Annotated in this window: 13 protein-coding genes; 7 read left to right on the top strand and 6 right to left on the bottom strand. The window is 68.0% G+C overall.

The features are described from left to right. Positions 1-39 precede the first annotated feature (39 nt). Positions 40-849, bottom strand: coding sequence for an Fpg/Nei family DNA glycosylase (locus EV652_RS26960; protein ID WP_132212021.1), 810 nt, complete (start codon positions 847-849; stop codon positions 40-42). 3 nt (positions 850-852) lie between these two features. Further along, complete coding sequence (locus EV652_RS26955; RefSeq protein ID WP_132212140.1) at positions 853-5,529, bottom strand: ATP-dependent helicase; 4,677 nt, start codon at positions 5,527-5,529, stop codon at positions 853-855. A gap of 133 nt (positions 5,530-5,662) precedes the next feature. On the opposite strand from EV652_RS26955, the gene EV652_RS26950 reads away from it, so the two are divergent. Both EV652_RS26950 and EV652_RS26945 read left to right on the top strand, forming a co-directional pair. After that, positions 5,663-6,904: an LppM family (lipo)protein gene (locus tag EV652_RS26950; protein ID WP_132212020.1), complete on the top strand. Its 1,242-nt coding sequence runs from the start codon at positions 5,663-5,665 to the stop codon at positions 6,902-6,904. Then, positions 6,901-7,095: a DUF3046 domain-containing protein gene (locus EV652_RS26945; protein WP_131351713.1), complete on the top strand. Its 195-nt coding sequence runs from the start codon at positions 6,901-6,903 to the stop codon at positions 7,093-7,095. Before EV652_RS26950 ends, EV652_RS26945 begins: the two co-directional genes overlap by 4 nt. 13 nt (positions 7,096-7,108) lie before the next feature. On the opposite strand, the gene EV652_RS26940 is transcribed toward EV652_RS26945, so the two are convergent. The 3 genes from EV652_RS26940 to EV652_RS26930 form a co-directional block, all read right to left on the bottom strand. Further along, positions 7,109-9,220 carry an MMPL family transporter gene (locus EV652_RS26940; protein WP_132212019.1) on the bottom strand — a complete coding sequence of 704 codons (2,112 nt, stop codon included), beginning with the start codon at positions 9,218-9,220 and terminating at the stop codon, positions 7,109-7,111. Positions 9,221-9,366: 146 nt separating this feature from the next. Next, complete coding sequence (locus EV652_RS26935) at positions 9,367-9,930, bottom strand: GrpB family protein (protein ID WP_132212018.1); 564 nt, start codon at positions 9,928-9,930, stop codon at positions 9,367-9,369. Between the two features lie 39 nt (positions 9,931-9,969). Further along, on the bottom strand, positions 9,970-10,761 hold the full coding sequence (locus EV652_RS26930; protein WP_132212017.1) for a hypothetical protein: 792 nt from the start codon (positions 10,759-10,761) through the stop codon (positions 9,970-9,972). A gap of 246 nt (positions 10,762-11,007) precedes the next feature. On the opposite strand from EV652_RS26930, the gene recA reads away from it, so the two are divergent. From recA to EV652_RS26915, 3 genes are all read left to right on the top strand, one after another. Further along, positions 11,008-12,081, top strand: a complete 1,074-nt coding sequence (gene recA / locus EV652_RS26925) for a recombinase RecA (RefSeq protein ID WP_132212016.1) — start codon at positions 11,008-11,010, stop codon at positions 12,079-12,081. Between the two features lie 1,015 nt (positions 12,082-13,096). Continuing rightward, the gene (locus tag EV652_RS44725; RefSeq protein ID WP_242002031.1) at positions 13,097-13,591 is read left to right on the top strand and encodes a regulatory protein RecX; all 495 of its coding nucleotides are present in this window, start codon (positions 13,097-13,099) and stop codon (positions 13,589-13,591) included. A gap of 88 nt (positions 13,592-13,679) precedes the next feature. Beyond that, positions 13,680-14,072 (top strand): MmcQ/YjbR family DNA-binding protein, encoded by a 393-nt coding sequence (locus EV652_RS26915; RefSeq protein ID WP_132212014.1) that lies wholly within the window; start codon positions 13,680-13,682, stop codon positions 14,070-14,072. 91 nt (positions 14,073-14,163) lie between these two features. On the opposite strand, the gene EV652_RS26910 is transcribed toward EV652_RS26915, so the two are convergent. Then, positions 14,164-15,180, bottom strand: a complete 1,017-nt coding sequence (locus EV652_RS26910; RefSeq protein ID WP_132212013.1) for a helix-turn-helix transcriptional regulator — start codon at positions 15,178-15,180, stop codon at positions 14,164-14,166. A gap of 63 nt (positions 15,181-15,243) precedes the next feature. On the opposite strand from EV652_RS26910, the gene EV652_RS26905 reads away from it, so the two are divergent. After that, positions 15,244-17,511 (top strand): ATP-binding cassette domain-containing protein, encoded by a 2,268-nt coding sequence (locus EV652_RS26905; RefSeq protein WP_132212012.1) that lies wholly within the window; start codon positions 15,244-15,246, stop codon positions 17,509-17,511. A 234-nt stretch (positions 17,512-17,745) separates the two neighbouring features. After that, a complete protein-coding gene (locus EV652_RS44720; RefSeq protein WP_199238422.1) occupies positions 17,746-18,375 on the top strand; it encodes an antitoxin in 630 nt (209 codons plus the stop codon). Positions 18,376-18,558: the final 183 nt, after the last annotated feature.

Below are 18,558 nucleotides of genomic sequence, written 5' to 3'. Positions count from 1 at the left end.
CACAGGCCAGTTCCCGGGCCCGATCCCTGACTGCTCAGCTCACGGCTGTTGGGTCTGAGGCTGCTCGGTCTCGGGTTGGCAGGTTGGACACCAGTAGGTGACGCGATCTCGTGGTGGTTCGCCGATTGTTGCGGTCAGGATCGTCGTACCGCAGCGCCAGCACGCCTTGCCCGCCCGTTCGAACACCCACGAGCGCTGCCCGGGCCGGTCGACGCCGGTGCTCACCTGCGTGCCGTTGCGTACGTTGGCTTTCATCAGCCGCCGGCTCAGATCGACCGCCGCGGCCACGTCGACCGACGAGACTGGTCGCCACGGATCGAGACCGAGCAGGAAGCAGACCTCGGTGCGGTAGAAGTTGCCGATCCCGGCGAGGTTCCGCTGGTCGAGGAGCGCCTCGCTGATTGTCCGCTCCGGCTCGGCCTCGACGTTGGCGATCGCCTGCGCGCGGTCGAACGACGGCGACAGCAGATCCGGCCCGAGATGCCCTACGACGCTCTCCTCGGCGTCAGTCGCGACCAGCTCAAGCACCGGCAGCCGGTAGCCGACGGCGATCCAGGACGCGGTCTCCAGTACCGCCCGGACTTGGTGGTCTGGACCACCTCGCCATCGCTCGCCCGGCCGGTACAGATGCCAGCTGCCATCCATCCGGAGATGACTGTGCACCGTCAGTCCGCCGGACACTCGCATCAGCAGATGCTTGCCGCGCGCAATGACCTCCAGCACCGTCCGGCCGCCGAGGTCCGTCGTTGCCAACGCGGGCACGCGAAAGTCGGTCCGGATCAGCTCCTGCCCGCCCAAGGCCTGATCAAGCCGCTTGCACGCCCGCCAGACGGTGTCGCCTTCTGGCATGACTCAGGCCCGCAATCGCAATCCCCGCGGCGTCGCGTGGAACCCCGCCTTCGCCAGCGCATCGCCGAACGCCGTGTGCCGGACCTGTTCGCCATCGGCCGTCTCGACACTGAGCTTGCCGAGCTGACCGTCCCTGATGGCCAGAGCGAGCGCATCGACAGCTGGCTGCAGCAGGTCGGGATCCTCGGTGAAGCTGAGTACGGTCCGTCCGCCTCGCTCGACGTACACGATCAACTGTCCGTCCACCAGCATGACCAGCGCCCCGGCCTTCCGCCCGGGCCGGTGCCCGCTGGCACTCTCGCGCTCAGGCCACGGCAACGCAGCGCCGTACGGATTCGCCGGATCAGAAGCCGCGAGTACAACGGCCCGCGCCGCCGGCTCCTCATCACGCCGACCGCGCCCCGCACCGCCAACCCGGCCAGGCCCAGAGCCAGGTCGAGTGCCTCCTGAGCCAGATCCACCTGGCCCAGGTCCAGGACCAGTCGGGGAACCACCAACCGAGCTGGGCAGCTCAGCCATCGCGCGCAACCGATCGACCGCGCCAGGCAAGGCGAACTGCGCCGCCCCAAGCCCGGCCACGAAGTACCCGCGCCGGCACCGTCCCGACTCCTCGAACGCGCTCAGCACCTTGTACACGGCCGCGAACCCACCCGGCGTCCGCTCAGTGATCACCGACCCCCGCGTGACGATCCCGTACCGATCGAGCAGCGTCTCCGCCGCGGCATGCGCGCGACGGGTCGCGTCCGGATTACGGGCTGGAAGCAACGACCATCGCCCACCGGCCGTCGGCGGTCCGCTCCGAGTCGGCATCGCTGGTCGCCCGGCACGCATCGGACGACCCGGTCGTGCGCGTGGCGTCGTACGGCGGGTCCGATGACTGCCGCGGCCACCGCCGACGAGCGACCGAACTGGCGCGAGTGTGTCGTTCGTCAGATGACCTGCCCAGACGAGATCCCACAGCACAGTGACAAGGGTCTCGTCGTCCACCACACCAGCGGCCGCCCCGACGACATCGCTCAGTTGGCGGAAGAAGAACGCACCGCCACCCGACAGCGCGTCGAGCACCGCCTGATGCGTGTCACCGAGCTCGAACGCCGGGTCCGGATCCGGCAACGTCAGATCGCAGTTGTCCGCAAGGTGCAACGACACCCAACCGTCCGTCCCCGGCAACGAGCCCGAACCCGCCCACACGACCTCACCGGTGGCGGTCAGCTCATCCAGCATCGACGGTTGATACCCAGGCACCCGCGAGGGCAGCACGATCGACTCCAGCGCCGACGCCGGCACCGCGCATCCGGCCAACTGCTCGACTGCACCGAGCAGTACGTCGTACCCGCGCCCGCGGCTGCTCGTGATGCCTTGCCACGCTGGCAGGAAGCGTGCGAGCGCAGACGGATCGACGGGCTCGACCTCCTTGCGCAGAGCGGCCAGCGACCTACGCCGCAACAGCCGGAGAACCTCGCTGTCGCACCACTCCATGGCAATCCCGCCGGGCAGGAACTCGCCCTCGACGATTCGCCCAGCCGCACTCAACCGCCGCAGCGCATCGGTGACCACGGCCACGCCGGTGCCGAGACTCGTCGCGAGATCGACCGCACGGAACGGCCCATGTGTCCGCGCGTAGCGGGACACCAAGTCCCCCAGGGGATCCGCGACCGGCTCCGCGTGCGCCTCCGCGATCCCCGGTGGAAGCGGTACGCCGAGTGCGTCGCGAAGCCGAGCCACGTCCTCGACCACGGCCCACCGGTGTTCGCCGGCGATCCGCACGCGCACGACCCGGCGCGCTGCCGCCAGCTCGGTCAACCAGGACTCGGCATCGGCATCGTCCACACAGCGCTGTGACGCTTCGGACAAGGACAGCGGTCCGACCATCCGCAGTACGTCGAACAGCCCCTCGGCATTGCGAGCGCGGCGATCCTCGGCAAGCCGTTGCAGCTCCGCCTCGGTCCGCAGTACGACCTCGGCGTCGAGGAGCTCGCGCAACTCCGTCCGCCCGAGCAGCTCGGCGAGCAGGCTCTGATCCAGCGCGAGGGCAGCAGCACGCTTCTCCGCGAGCGGTGTGTCGCCCTCGTACATGAATGCGCCCACGTAGCCGAACAGCAGCGACTTCGCGAACGGCGAAGCCTCCGATGTCTCGACCTCGACCACTGAGATCCGCCGCTCGCTGATCCCAGTCAGCAGATCCTTCAGTGCAGGCAGGTCGTAGACGTCCTGCAGCACCTCACGCAGGGTCTCGAGCACGATCGGGAACGAGCCGTACTTGCTCGCCACACTGAGCAGCTGCGCCGACCGTTGTCGCTGCTGCCACAACGGCGACCGCCGACCCGGATTCCGCCGCGGCAGCAGCAACGCCCGCGCCGCGCACTCACGGAAGCGCGCGGCGAACAGCGCCGAGCCACCGACCTCCGTAGTGATCAGGTCCTCGATCTCGGCCGGATCGAACAGCACCAGATCGGCACCCGGTGGCGGCTCGTCCGTCTCCGGCAACCGCAGCACGATCCCGTCGTCACCCGAGACCGACTGCGCATCCATCCCGTACCGCTCGCGCAGCCGCGCCGCGATCGCCAGCGCCCACGGTCCGTGCACCTGGCCGCCGTACGGCGAATGCACGCAGACGCGCCAGTCACCGAGCTCGTCGCGGAACCGCTCGACCAAGATCGTCACGTCATCCGGCACCCGGCTGGTCGCATCGCGTTGCTCGGCCAGATACGAGACCAGGTTGTTCGCCGCGTACTCGTCCAGCCCCGCGGCGCGCGCTCGCTCGACCGCCTTGCTCGCCGGCAGCGAAGCCATCTTCCGCACGAACGCGCCGGTCGCCGCACCCAGCTCAGCCGGTCGGCCCACCGCATCGCCCTTCCAGAACGGCAACCGCCCTGGTTGACCGGGAGCGGGGGAGACCAGCACGCGGTCGTGGGTGATGTCCTCGATCCGCCAGCTCGACGCGCCGAGGGTGAACACGTCGCCCACCCGCGACTCGTACACCATCTCCTCGTCCAGCTCACCGACCCGGTGGTTCGTCGACTCACCGACCAGGAAGACTCCGAACAACCCGCGATCGGGGATCGTGCCGCCGCTGGTCACCGCGAGCCGCTGCGCACCGGGCCGGCCGGAGATCTCCCCGCTCACCCGGTCGAAAACGATCCGCGGCCGCAGCTCGGCGAACTCGTCCGACGGGTAGCGACCCGACAGCATGTCGAGCACCCCGTCGTACGCCGATCGTGGCAACGTCGCGAACGGGGCACAGCGTCGTACCAGAGTGAAGAGCTCGTCGACGTCGACCGTGTCCAGGGCGACGATCGACACGATCTGCTGGGCCAGTACGTCGAGTGGGTTGGCCGGAATGTGCAGGCTCTCGATCAGCCCGTCGCGCATCCGCTGTACGACGACCGCTGTGTCGATCAGATCGCCGCGGAACTTGGGAAACAGCACACCCCGCGACACAGCGCCGACCTGGTGACCGGCTCGGCCGACCCGTTGCAGACCGCTCGCGACCGACGGCGGCGCCTCCACCTGGACCACCAGGTCGACCGCGCCCATGTCGATACCGAGCTCGAGGCTGCTCGTCGCCACCACGCACGGCAGCCGCCCGGACTTCAGATCCGCCTCGATCAGCAGCCGCTGCTCCTTGCTGACCGAACCGTGATGCGCTCGCGCGATCAACGGTGGTGCAGCAAGCGATGCGCCGGATTGAGCCATCACCTGAGCGGGTGAGCCCGCTTCGGCGAGCTCCAGTTCGGCCCGCTCGGCCGCGATCTCGTTCAGTCGGGCAGTCAGCCGCTCGGCCAGGCGCCGCGAGTTGGAAAAGACGATCGTCGACTTGTGCTGCGCGATGAGGTCGAAGACGTGCTCCTCGACATGCGGCCAGATCGATGCGTGCTGCGGTGGACCGGCGGCGGATCCGGAGGTCTCCACCTCGGTGCTGGCCAGCTCGGCCATGTCCTCGACCGGTACGACGACGCTCAGATCCCACTGTTTGGTGAACTTCGGCTGCACCACCGTCACCGGTCGCTCGCCACCGAGGAAACGCGCGACCTCCTCGACCGGCCGAACCGTCGCCGACAGCCCGATCCGCTGCGCGGGCTTCGGCAACAAATCGTCCAGCCGCTCGAGCGTGAGCGCCAGGTGGGCACCGCGCTTCGTCCCCGCGACGGCGTGCACCTCGTCGACGATGACCGTCTCGACACCCCGCAACGACTCACGGCCCTGCGAGGTCAGCAACAGGAACAAGGACTCAGGTGTGGTGATCAGTACGTCGGACGGCCGGGTGGCGAACCGTCGTCGCTCACTGGCCGGCGTATCGCCCGACCTGACTGCGACCTCGACATCGACCGGCGCCTCGCCGAGCCGTCGCGCGGTCTCGCGGATCCCGATCAACGGCGCACGCAGGTTGCGCTCGATGTCGACGGCGAGCGCCTTCAGCGGTGACACGTACAGCACCCGGCAGCGCAATTTCGGATCGTCCTGCGGCGGCACTGTGGCCAGCCGGTCGAGTGCCCAGAGGAAGGCCGCCAGCGTCTTGCCCGAACCGGTCGGGGCGACCACCAGCGCATCCCGGCCCGCGGTGATGGCGTCCCACGCCTCGAGCTGGGCCGGGGTGGCCGCCTCGAAGACGTCGCCGAACCACGCCCGGGTCGCGGGCGAGAACCGGCTCAACGCGCTGGTTTTCTTCACGTCGCCCATCTTGCCCGGTCCCACGGACACTTTTCCGTCCCCGCCTGACCGCCCCGGTCAGCCAGTTTCGGATTTCCCTGTCTGACCAGGCGGTTTCCGTCCGGTGGCGGCGTTGTCCCCGTCTTCTGGAATGATCGACCGCATGATGAACCGCGTACGTGCAGCGCTCGTCGTCGGGGCGTGCCTGGTCGCGCTGACCGGGTGCGTGAAACTCGACGCCGACCTGAAGGTCAGCTCCAACGAGACCGTCTCGGGCAACATGCAGATCGGGGTCGACAAGCAGCTGCTGGAGTCCAGCGGCCAGTCGCTCGACAAGGTCCGGGAGCGGATCGAGGACGGGATCAAGGAGACCACCACCGACGGGGTCACCTGCAAGGCGTTCGAGGACGATCGGTACGTCGGTTCCAACTGCACCTTCGAGAGCGTGCCGTTCGACAAGATGGGCAGCTCGAGTGGCGAGGGCGTCGGCTTCAGCAAAGAGGGCGACAAGATCAAGGTCACGGTGAAGGCGGACGACCTGGGCAGCAGCATGCCGTCCGGCAGCCAGCCCACGGTGAACTTCAAGATCACCATGCCCGGCAAGATCATCGAGCAAGACGGCGGTGCCAAGGTCGACGGGCGGACGGCGACGTACGACAGCCTCGACAAGCTCGGCAACGTGTCGCTGACCTCTGAGGCCGGCAACAGCTTCCCGCTCTGGGCGATCATCCTCATCGTTGTGCTGCTGTTGCTGGCGGCCGGTGCGGTTGTCTTCTTCGTACTGCGGAGTCGTCGCAAGGCCAAGGCCCAGCAGGGCTACGGGCAATACGGTCAGTACCCGGGCCAGCCGCAACAGGGCCAGTGGGGCCCGCAGTACGGCGGCCAGCCGGGTCAGTACCCCGGGCAGCCGGGGTACGCGCAGTCCGGTCCAGGTGGTCAGTACGGCGGACAGCCTGGCCAGTACGGCGGTCAGCCCGGACAACCCGGCCAGTACGGTGGCCAGCCAGGACAACCCGGCCAGTACGGCGGCCAGCCCGGGCAGTATGGCGGTCAGCCGGGGCAGGGCCAGCCTGGTCAGGGCGGTCAGCCGGGGCAGGCGCCGTACCCGGGACAGCCTGGCCAACCGCAGTACCCTGGACAGCCTCAGCCAGGTCAGTGGGGTCCGCAGGGCCAGCCTCCACAGCAGGGGCAGCCGGGTCCGGGGCAGGGGCAGGGCGGCTGGGGACAGCAGCCTGGCCAGCCGCAGCAGGGCTACGGGCAACCAGGGCAACCGCAGCAGGGTGGCCGGGGTCCGCAGCAGGAAGGCCGTCCGCCGGCACCGCCCCAGCAGGGCCAGCCAGGCGGGCAGGACGGTTCACAGGGCGGGTGGGGACAGCCACCGAAGGACGACGACGGGCAGGCATGAGACTGACGGAATTCTGGGCGCGGATGGATCAACACCTCGGTCCCGCCTATGCACGTACCTGGGCCGAGACCCAGGTCGTCCGGGACCTCGGCGGCCGCACGGTCGTCGAGGCCCTGGCCGACGGCGAGCACGCCAAGACTGTCTGGCGCGCCGTCTGGGCGCACCTGCAACTCCCACCCAGCGAGCGCTGACCGGAGCGTCCGCTCAGGTGGTTGTCAGCTCCGGCTCCGGTAGTTCGTCTGCCGGTTCCGGATCGCGTTTCTTCGCCAGCTTGCTCGGCCACCACAGGTGCCGGCCGATGTCGAGGTTCAGCGCCGTCACCAGCACTGAACGGACGATGATGGTGTCCAGCAGGACACCGAGTGCCACCGCGATGCCGATCTCGGCGAACGCCACCACCGGAAGCGTCGCCAGCACCGCGAACGTCCCGGCCAGCACCAGCCCCGCCGACGTGATCACGCCGCCGGTCGCGGCGACGCCGATCAGCGCGCCGCGCCGGGTGCCGTGTGTCTTCGATTCCTCGTGCACCCGGGTCATCAGGAAGATGTTGTAGTCGATGCCCAAGGCAACCAAGAAGACGAAGACGAACAGCGGTAGCGAGACATCCGCGCCGCCGAAACCGAGTACCTGGTCGAACAGCAGCGCGCTGATGCCCAGCGCCGCGCCGAACGACAGGACAACCGTCGCGACCAGCAGTACCGGCGCGAGCAACGCACGCAGCAACAACGCGAGGATCAGCAGGACCACCGCCAGGACGACGGGGATGATCACCTTGTTGTCCTGATCGGCCGCTCGCTGCGTGTCCAGCAGGATCGCGGCTCCGCCTCCGGCCAGTGCGTCGGCATCCGGTACCGCATGCACTGCCGTCCGGACCCGATCCACGGTGTCCTTCGCGGCCTGAGTGTCCGCCGCGTCCGTCATCGTCCCCTCGAGGTAGGCCAGTCCTCCGGCCACCCGCGGTTCGGCCACGGCGGCGATGCCTGGCGTCGAGGCCATCGCCGTACGGACCTCTGCTGCCTTGTCCGCGTTGCTCACCACGACCAGCGGGTTGCCCGCGCCGGCGGGGAAGTGGGCGGCCAGGACCTTCTCACCGACCACAGAGTCCGGCGTACCGATGAAGGACTCTTCGTTGCTGAGGCCGTTCGGGTCCAGCCGCAGAATGCCGAGTGCGGCGATGGCCAGCACCACTGTGGTGGTGACCCAGGTCAGACGGGGTCGTACTGCGATCCGTCGCCCGATGCGACCCCACACACTGTTCTCGGTGTGGTCATCGGAGCCGTACGTCGGCCGTAGCGGCCAGAACACCCAGCGGCCGCAGATGACCAGCAGAGCGGGCAGCAAGGTCAGCATGGCGATCAGTGCGATGACTACGCCGACCGCTGCGACTGGTCCGAGGCCACGGGTCGAGTTCATTGAGGCGAACAGCAGGCAGAGCATGCCTGCCACCACAGTGGAACCAGACGCGATGATTGCCGGGCCGGACCGGTGTAGCGCGAACGCCATCGCCTCGTGCCGGTCCTCGTGTCTCCTCAGTTCTTCGCGATATCGGGCGACCAGCAGCAGGGCATAGTCCGTCCCAGCGCCGAACACAAGGACTGTGAGGATGCCGGCGCTTTGGGCGTTGACGGTCAGGTCCGCCTCGGTTGCCAGGTAATAGATGACCGCTTGCGCGGCGAACAGAGCTACTCCGGCTGACACCACTGGCAGCAACCAGAGCACGGGGCTGCGGTAGGTCAGCAAGAGGATGACGATCACGACGACTGCAGCGGAGTACAAGAGCTTGCCGTCGATGCCGGCAAAGGCCTCCTGCGAGTCAGCTGCGAAGCCACCGGGGCCGGTCACATGGAACGACATGCCGTCGGGGCGGTCGGCAGCCACCTGCCTGATGTCATCTGCTCGCGCGCCGATCGTCTCCCAGCCGCCGGATCCGGCGTTGATCGGGACCAGCACTTGCAGCGCCTTGCCGTCCTCCGACGGGATCGGCCCGATCACTTCGCGGTCGACATCCTCCAACTGCGCGAACTGCGTCACGTGCCGCGCAACCGCTTGCTGGTCAGCGGGTGTGATGCCGGCCGATCGTTCGTAGACGAGCACCGCCGGGATCTCGTCCGGCGACGAGAACTGCTGCGTCGCCTTCAGCACCTCGGTGGACTCTGCCTTCGCAGGCAGCCAGGACACCGCATCGTTCTCCTGAGCACCGGTCAGCTTGCTCGCCGGTCCGAAGGACGCCGCCACCGCGACGATCCACAGTGCCAGCACGATCCACTTGGACACCTTGCCGCATGGCAACGCTGCCAGCCGTCCTGCTCCACCCACCAGAACCACGCCCCCTTGAGGGGACGCCCGCCCGTACGTCGGACTGCCCACGACGCACCCCCGATCCAGCGTGCGGGCTGAACCCGGACAGGGTCAACGACCACGCTGTAGTACTGCACTCACCCTGCGTCTCCTTGCCCGATCGGTCAGGGAGTCCAGTCAGTGCGAGCGGCCCACTCTTCCGCGGGCAGGTAGATGAGGTCGCAGACCGGGTCCTTGAGGTCGGCATAGTCCCCGACCGACTCGATCGGCAGGGCGGCTGCTCGGCGCTTGAACTCGCCGTACGCGGCGGCTGTCTCCGGATGGCTGCGCAGGTAATCCCGGAACAGCAGGGCATACCGCTGGTTGGCCCGTCCGGCGACGCGGACGTGCAGGTTCACCCGCCGCCTGTACATCGGCTCGACCACCAGGCGCTTGACCCATTGCACGTCGTCGGCGGGTAGTCCGGGAACCGGGTGGTCCCGTCTGGGCGGCCGGACTTCCCAATCCGCCGCGACCATCCGTTCCACCACGTCGTCCAGTTCAGGCTCTGTCCCGACCGTCACCTGCATGTCCAGGATGTCCTTGGCCGCCAGCCCAGGTACGGACGTCGACCCGATGTGGTCGATCCGCTGCGCAGTCTCCCCGAGCAGGTGGCTCACCGCGCCCGCGATTTTCTCGAACTGCGCCGGCCAACTCTCGTCCGCCCTCACGATGACGATCCCAGTCATGCCGAGATCATCCCAGCACCAGGCCCCGGCCCGCAGCCTCTAGATGGGCTTCACCCGGAAGGCGCTGCTCGCGAGCAGGTCCGCGGCCGCGTACGCCGCTTTGCGGATGCCCTTGCGTTCGTCGAAGAAGCCTCCGACCACGCCGATGGCGGGGAGCCGGCCGATGAACCTGGCACCGATGCTGCCGCGCGGGCGATCGTCGAACACCTCGCCGAGCCCGCCGAACAGCTTGCTGATCCGCCAGACCAGCCGGATGCCCTGGCTCAGTCCTGCCCGGTCCGACTCGTCTCCGAGCCCCAACTGCTTGGCGACGTCCTCGCCGGCCTCGGTCGGGTCGTCGTACTTCAGTACCTCGTCCGGTGTGATCGGCCGGTCGGTGAGTACGCGTGCGATGACCGCCGTACGGTCGGCATGCGCTTCGACGCCGTACTCGCGGCAGACTGCGCCGATGACCATGGCCTGGACGGACGCGCCGAGGGTGTCCTTGAGCGGCAGGTAGTCGGCGGCTGCACCGCTGATGCGGGGGAGGCCCGCGACGACAGCCGCGAAGCCGCCAAGCCGCTCCACCCACCAGTCGCAGCGCTTCGCCAGCGGCAGCGACGGCCATTCGGTGTGTCCCGGCACCTTCATCTTCAGCAGTCGGTCGATCGCCAGGATCAGGCCCTTCTCGGCCAGGTTCGGTTGCTCCTGGGCGGAGTACTCGGTGAGGATGCTGCGGATGCCGAACGGGTCCTGGGAACGGAGCGCGTCGAGCACGGAATCGATCCCGAACTCGACCCGGCTGAGCGCGAGGATGACGGCGGAATCGGGGATGTCTTGACGGTCTGCCACGCCGACAGGGTAGGGAGTCGGCGGTTCAGGACGGCGGCTGAGGAACTTCGGCGTGTCAGTTGCGATTCGAACAGGTGTTCGGGATAGTTTGGTCTCCTGAAGGTACCCGGGCGGCCGAGTTGTCCACAGTTTCCAGGTGGCGACGAAAACTGTCCGACGTAACCCGTACCTTCTCTGGCGACAAGGAAATCCTTCGGGCGGCTGGGACAGCGGCCCCGATACGTAGATGGGTCAGGTGGCGGTCACATGGCTGGTGCAGCGAGTGCGGAACGCGCGGTAGCGGATCGGGAGAAAGCGCTGGCAACCGCGCTGACGCAGATCGAGCGGCAGTGTGGCAAGGGTGCGGTGATGCGACTGGGCGAGCAGGGCAGGGCCCCGATCGAGGTCATCCCGACCGGCTCGATCGCGCTCGACGTCGCGCTCGGGATCGGCGGTCTGCCGCGTGGCCGGGTGGTGGAGATCTACGGCCCGGAGTCCTCGGGTAAGACGACGGTCGCCCTGCACGCGGTGGCGAACGCCCAGCGGGCCGGCGGGATCGCCGCCTTCATCGACGCCGAGCACGCGCTCGACCCGGACTACGCGGCGAAGTTGGGTGTCGACACCGACGCGCTGCTGGTCTCGCAGCCCGACTCCGGTGAGCAGGCGCTGGAGATCGCCGACATGCTGGTCCGCTCCGGCGCGATCGACATCGTCGTGATCGACTCGGTGGCCGCGCTGGTGCCGCGGGCCGAGATCGAGGGCGAGATGGGTGACAGCCACGTCGGTCTGCAGGCCCGGCTGATGAGCCAGGCGCTGCGGAAGATGACCGGCGCGGTCAACGGCACCGGTACGACGGCGATCTTCATCAACCAGCTGCGCGAGAAGATCGGCGTCATGTTCGGCTCGCCGGAGACCACGACCGGTGGCCGGGCGCTGAAGTTCTACGCCTCGGTCCGGCTGGACGTGCGCCGGATCGAGTCGCTCAAGGACGGCACCGACTTCGTCGGCAACCGGACCCGGGTCAAGGTCGTGAAGAACAAGGTGGCCCCGCCGTTCAAGCAGGCCGAGTTCGACATCATCTACGGCCAGGGCATCAGCCGCGAGGGCAGCCTGCTGGACCTCGGCGTGGAGCAGGGCTTCGTCCGCAAGGCCGGCGCCTGGTTCACCTACGAGAGCGACCAGCTCGGCCAGGGCCGGGAGAACGCGCGGAACTTCCTGCGCGACAACCCCGATCTGGCCAACGAGCTGGAGAAGAAGATCAAGGAGAAGATGGGCATCGGGGCGGCGGTGGACCAGCCGGCCGACGAGGCCGCCACGGCCGAGGTCGATGTCGATTTCTGATCGATCCGCTGCGGACGGCAGCGCTCCTCGGCCCACAGCTGTCGAGGACGCTGCCCCCGAGGCACTGTCCCTACCCCACGCAGACCGCCTGGCCCTGGCCCGAGCCCTCCTAGCCGAGGGCGGGGGTGTCGGCGGGACTCCGGACTCTGTCGAGAAGCCGCGTCGGCGACCGAGTGCCCGCCCGACACGCGCCGCCGCCGATCCACAGGCAGGCGAGGCCGTACCCGATGAGCCCTCCGAGTCGAGACCGGCCAGCCTCCGTGTCGGGAGAATCCGACAGACCCCAGGGACCACAGATCCCTGGGCCGAAGACGACGCCGCGCCCGACGACCTACCCGGGCCGGGTCAGGCTCACCGCCGTCCTAGCGCAAGCCGGAAGAAGCCAGCGACCAGGGACCCCTGGGGAGAAGCTGACGATGTCGCTCCCGTCGACCCGCCGGAGTCGGGCAGCGCGGGCCACCGTACCGGTGGAAGCAGGCGGAGGCCAGCGATCGTGGATCCATGGGGAGAAACCGAAATCGCTGAGCCCGACGAGCCGTCGGAGTCTGGCCGCGGTGCCGGTGGAAGTCGGCCTGTTGCGGGGTCCGAGGATTCCCGGGCCGCTGCGATAGCCTTCGCGGCCGACGAGTCGCCGACCTCGGGCCCGACCCTGGGTCGTCCGTCGCTCAGCGAGCCCGTCACTCAGGCAGAGCTCGACGGCGTGCCGGCTGACAGCTCACAACATCAGTCAAAGGCTCCCGCGATACCTGGCCGAAACCGTGGCGCGGACACGACCAGCCAGCGAGCTCGTCCGCCCGCTGGGCCTGCCGCTGCGAGTGGGGTTGAGGCGGTGCCCGAGGTTCGGGGTGCGGCTGAAGCGCCGGCTCCTGGTGGGGTTGAGAGTCGGAGTCGGCGTGCGGTGGTACGCCGGCGGGAGTTTGGGGGTGGGACATCTCGGCGGAGGAAGAAGCGTGCGGGCGACGGGCCGGAGGGGGAGGCGGACCCTGCGTTGGACGGGATGGCGGATCCGCATTCAGTGGCTCGGACGATTCTGCTGGACAAGTTGACGGGGCAGCCCCGGACGCGTGCTGAGTTGGCTGGTCTGCTGGCTGAGCGGGAGATTCCGGATGAGGTCGCTGACGAGGTGCTCGATCGGTTTTCCGAGGTCGGGTTGATCGATGACGCCGCGTTCGCCACCGCGTGGGTCGAGTCTCGTCATCGTGGGCGTGGTCTCGGCAAGCGAGCGCTGGCCCAAGAACTCCGTCGCCGGGGAGTGGACGACCAGTTGGCTCGCGACGCGCTTGACGAGCTGGAGCCGGGGCAGGAAGAGGAGACGGCCCGCGCTCTGGTTCGCCGCAAGCTTCGATCCATGCGCAACCTGGATCGCGAGGTAGCGATGCGCCGGCTTCTCGGCATGCTCGCCCGCAAGGGTTACCCCGGCGGCATCGCCATGACCGTCGTCAAAGAAGAACTCTCCGCCAGCCACGAAGAACTCCCGCTCCTGGACGCGTCCGGCCTCGAACCCGACTGACCCCTCGGATGCGAGTCCGGCTCGTTCCTTCGGACGAAGTGGTGGTGTTGCTCGACTGGGTCGACGGGCGCGCAGTAGCGTGACCGCCATGGCGAGCTTCGAAGACGTGGAGCGACTGGTTGCGGCGCTGACGGAGACTGAGGAGACGACGCGGCATGGCCACCGGACGTGGGCGATCGCCGGCAAGGGGTACGCGTGGGAACGCCCGTTCAGCAAGGCGGATCTGAGGCGCTTCGGCGACGAGACTCCGCCGGACGGTCCGATCCTGGCCATCCGGGTGGAGGATCTCGCCGAGAAGGAAGCGGTACTTGCTGCCCGGGCGGCAGATGGGTTCTTCACGATCCCGCACTTCGACAACTACGCCGCCGTCCTGATCGAGCTCGACAAGGTCTCGGAGCCTGTCCTGAGGGAAGCGCTCGTTGACGGCTGGCTCGTCTTTGCGCCGCCGCAGTTGGCGAAGGCACACCTCGACGGCGAGTAGTAGGCCCAGGCGTCCGCGCTGATCGCTCGAGCAGACCTTGGCGTCGAGGCAGGATCAACAGGACAAGATCAAGCTGACGGGTTCGGCAAAGTCAGGTCGTGGCGTTGAGGAGGCGGTGGGCGAAGGTCTGGCAGGAGGTGGTGAAGGGGGCGCCTTCGGTGATGTGGAAGTCAGCGTCGAGGAACGCGAGGTTGAGGATCAGCCACTGCCAGGAGTCGAGGGCGAGGGTGACGTTGGTTCGGTGGTCGTCGACGGATTGGATCTCGGCGTCCTGGTAGCGCAACGCATCCATGACGGCCGCCGCGGGTGCGTCGACCACGAGGCTGACCGTTTGCTTGTGCCGGTTGAGTCCTTGGCGCAGGTAGTCCGAGGCTGATTCGGCCGGGAGAGGCCGTGGTTCGTACCGAGTGCCGGTCCGAAGGAGATCGCACATGCGATCCAGTCGGAACACGCGCCAGTCCTCGCGCTCGAGATCCCAAGCCAGCACGTACCACCGGAGCATGTGGTGGACCTGCCGATAGGGCTCCACCCGCCGACGCGCTCGTTCGCCACGAGCGTTCTGGTAGCCGAAGGAGATCGTCTCTTGGTCAGCAATCGCCTCAGCGACCAGACCGAGTTGCTCGGCGGTCACGCTCGGCGCCGGTTGAGGGCTGGTCTCCAAGCTTGAGCGAACCGACACCGCCCGCCCCCGAAGCCGAGCCGGCAGAAACTGATCCACCTTGCCGTAGGCACGCGTCGCGGCGTCGTCGATCCCGCCTTCGACCTGCTGGTCGCGTTCTGCACGGGTGTCGCTCGACGGTCCGACGGCGGCAGATCCGACGGCGGCAGGTCCGACCGCCGCGAGGGACGCCAAGGCAAGCAGCGTCGCGACGGCCTCATCGTCGTCCAGGACAAGCGGCGGCATGGTGCGTCCGGCGGCGAGCCGGTAGTACCCGCCGGGTCCGGGCTGAGTCTCGACCGGGTAGCCGTACCCACGCAGCCGGTCGACATCCCGGCGCAGAGTCCGCGGGCTGACGCTGAGCCGCCGGGTCAACTCGTCGCCGCTGAACGACCGGCCTGTCTGCAGGGTCGACAGCAGCGCCAGCATGCGTGCGGTGACATCGGCCATGACCCCGATCATCCCAGCTAATGCGGCCAGAATCCGGCCACATCTGCTCGTAGCGTCGTACTCATGACACAGCGAGCCATCACCCTTCGCCGAGCCCGGACGAACAACCTGGCCGACCTGGACCTCGACATCCCGCGGAACCAGTTGGTGGTGTTCGTCGGCAGATCCGGTTCGGGCAAGTCGTCGCTGGTGTTCGACACGATCGCCGCGGAGGCGGGCTATCAACTCAACGAGACCTTCCCGCCGTTCGCCCGGAACCGGCTGCCGAAGTGGACGCGACCGCAGGTCGACCACATCGGCGGCCTGACGCCCGTGATCGTCATCGACCAGCGGCGGATCGGCGGCAACGCCCGCTCGACCGTCGGCACGATCACCGACGCCTGGACGTACTTGCGGCTGCTCTTCTCCCGCCTGAGCGAGCCGTACGTCGGCGAGTCGAACCACTTCTCCTTCAACGACCCCATCGGCATGTGCCCGACCTGCTCCGGGCTCGGGGAGGTGGTGGTGAGCAACGTCGAACAGTTCCTGGACCTGGACAAGTCACTCGCCGACGGCGCCATCATGCTCCCGGGATTCGGCAACGGCGGCTACTGGCACGCCCAGTACGCCGACATCGGCACCTTCGAGGTGGACACCCCGCTGCGGGACTGGACCGAGTCGGAACGCCAGGCGTTGCTGTACGGCGGCCAAGCAGCAGCCGATCTGGGTCAGAAGCTCCCGAAGGAGTACGAGGGAGTCGTCGAACGGTTCGAGCGGATCTACCTGCACACCTCCGACAACCTGTCCGAGCGGAAGCAGGACGCCATTCGCAAGTTCACCCGCTCCGAGATCTGCCCGGATTGCGCCGGCGACCGGCTCAATCAGGCGGCGCGGACCGTGACAGTACTCGGTTACACGATCGGTGAGTTGTCGCGACTCGAGATCACCGAGCTCGTCGACGTCGTACGCAGGATCGACGAGGCGGGCGTCGTACCGGTGGTGGCCGCGTTGACCGCGCGGCTGGAGGCGATGGTCACGATCGGGCTCGGGTACCTGACGTTGTCTCGGGCAACGACCACTTTGTCCGGTGGTGAGTCGCAACGGATCAAGACGGTGAAGCATCTCGGGTCCAGTCTCACCGAGATGACGTACGTCGTGGACGAGCCGACCGTCGGCCTGCATCCGACCGATGTGGAGTCGATGATCGACCTGCTGGAACGGCTTCGTGACAGCGGCAACAGCGTGCTGGTCGTCGAGCATGACCCCGCCGTGATGGCCCACGCGGACCAGATCATCGAAGTCGGTCCCGAAGCGGGGAATGCCGGTGGACGGCTGGTGTTCCAAGGGACGTTCGCGGACCTCCGCGATGCCGGCACCTCCACCGGTCGCGCGCTGGCTCGAGAGCGACCACTCAAAGTCGCGCCACGTCGCGGCATCGGGAAGCTGACCGTGGTGGATGCCAGTCGCAACAACCTACAGGACGTGACCGTGAGCTTTCCCACGGGTGTGATGAGTGTGCTGACCGGTGTGGCTGGTTCTGGGAAGTCCAGCCTGGCGGCGGAGTTGGTGGAGCAGTACTCCGCGGTGGTGATCGATCAGAAGCCGGTGAGCACCAACCGTCGGTCGACGCCGATCACCTACACCGGCATCGCTCCGGCGATTCGCAGGTTGTTTGCGCGGCACAACGACGTACCCGCTGCTCTGTTCAGTGCCAACTCGGCGGGAGCTTGCCCGGACTGCAAAGGGTTGGGGGTCATCTACACCGACCTCGCGTTCATGGATGGGCAGGAGGTTGTGTGCGAAACGTGTCACGGGCGCCGCTTCACTCCGGAGGTCCTCGCGCACACGGTGGACGGACTCTCCATCGCCGACGTCGACGAGCTCACTATCGATGAGGCCACTGCGAGACTGCCCGACGCGGGTATTTCGCGGGCTCTGCATCAGTTGGCGGCGGTTGGTTTGGGGTATCTGCGGTTGGGGCAGTCGTTGAACACGCTGTCGGGTGGTGAGTGTCAGCGGGTGAAGATCGCGAAGGAGCTTCGGCAGGCGGACCAGCCGACCACGTACCTGCTGGACGAACCGACGACCGGTCTCCACCTGAGCGACATCGACATGCTGCTGCGTGTGCTCGACAGCCTGGTCGAACACGGCCACACCGTCGTCGTGGTCGAACACAACCTCGACGTCATCCGCCAAGCCGACTGGCTGATCGACCTGGGCCCAGGCCCCGGCCGCCACGGCGGCTCCATCCTCTACGAAGGCCGACCCGCCGACTACACCCATCCGGCAACCCCCACCAGTACTGCTCTGACATCCACCCGCAAGGCGGGTGGTGGATGTGTCGTGGAGTAGGCGGGTGTGCGGCGGGCGTTGCGGCGCCGGGGTTGTGGTTGGGGGATGAGTGAGCTGGAGCGGGTGGCGGAGGGTGCGGATTGAGCGCGATGGGGGGAATCTGTGGGGCTGCGGGCGGCGAGGGGCGTTGACGGGTGCGGGCTGACGGTGTGTCATCCGAAGAGGGCCGGTGTTTGGACTGGTCCGTAGGCTGGGATTTTCGGTCGATCCGCCCCTGACACCGCGGAGGGTGCAATGAGCGATTTCCAGGAACAGGCGAAGAACTGGCTCCGGAACGTCGTCAAGCAGAACCCGGACAAGATCAAGGCCGGTGTGGAGAAGGCCGGCGACCTGGTCGATAAGCAGACAGGCGGCAAGTACGCGGAGAAGGTCGACGCTGTACAGCAGAAGGTCGGCGGCTACGTCGATTCACACAACTCCGAGAACCCACCAGCCCAGCCGCCTACCGCCGACTCGACAACCACCGAGTCCGCCGGCGAGCAGTCGGCCAGCGCCGGGGGAGAGTCGACCGCGGAGCAGCAGGGTGGGGAAGCGTCGGCGAGGGCCGAGGAACCGCAGTCGTCCGGTGAGGCCGGAAGCGCGAGCGCGGAGGCTGAATCCGGCTCTGCCGACGAGGGGCCTGAGGCACAGGCCAGCGGCGGTGTGGCTGAGCCGGGTGGTGGGGGCGATCCTGAAGCTCACGGCGGAGTCGTAGGCGGAGACGCCCCTGACCCGTCGACCGAGCCGGCCAGCTCGGCCGGATCACGCCCCGAAGGCACCCAGACCGGCGGGACCGTCACTGGCCAGACCGAGACCACCGAGTCCGAGACCACCGAGTCCGAGACCACCGAGTCCGAGGAAGGCCTCCCCGGCCCACGCGGGTAACTGGAGTGGACCAGTGCGGGTGGTGGTTTTGTTGTGCGACGGGGTCGCAGGGTAACGGAGGACGTTGGTTTCGGTGCCTTCGGTGATGGTGGGCCGGGGTGGGAGTGTCCGTCTTGACCGGGTGGTGGGGCACGCCTAGCCTCGGAATCAATAAGGGATCACTCCACCTGACGGTGGCGGGTA

Source organism: Kribbella steppae (assembly GCF_004342025.1).
In the GTDB taxonomy this organism is placed as follows: Bacteria; Actinomycetota; Actinomycetes; order Propionibacteriales; family Kribbellaceae; genus Kribbella; species Kribbella steppae.
Note: the sequence above shows the minus strand (reverse complement) of the source record. Positions and strands in the feature narration are given on the sequence as shown.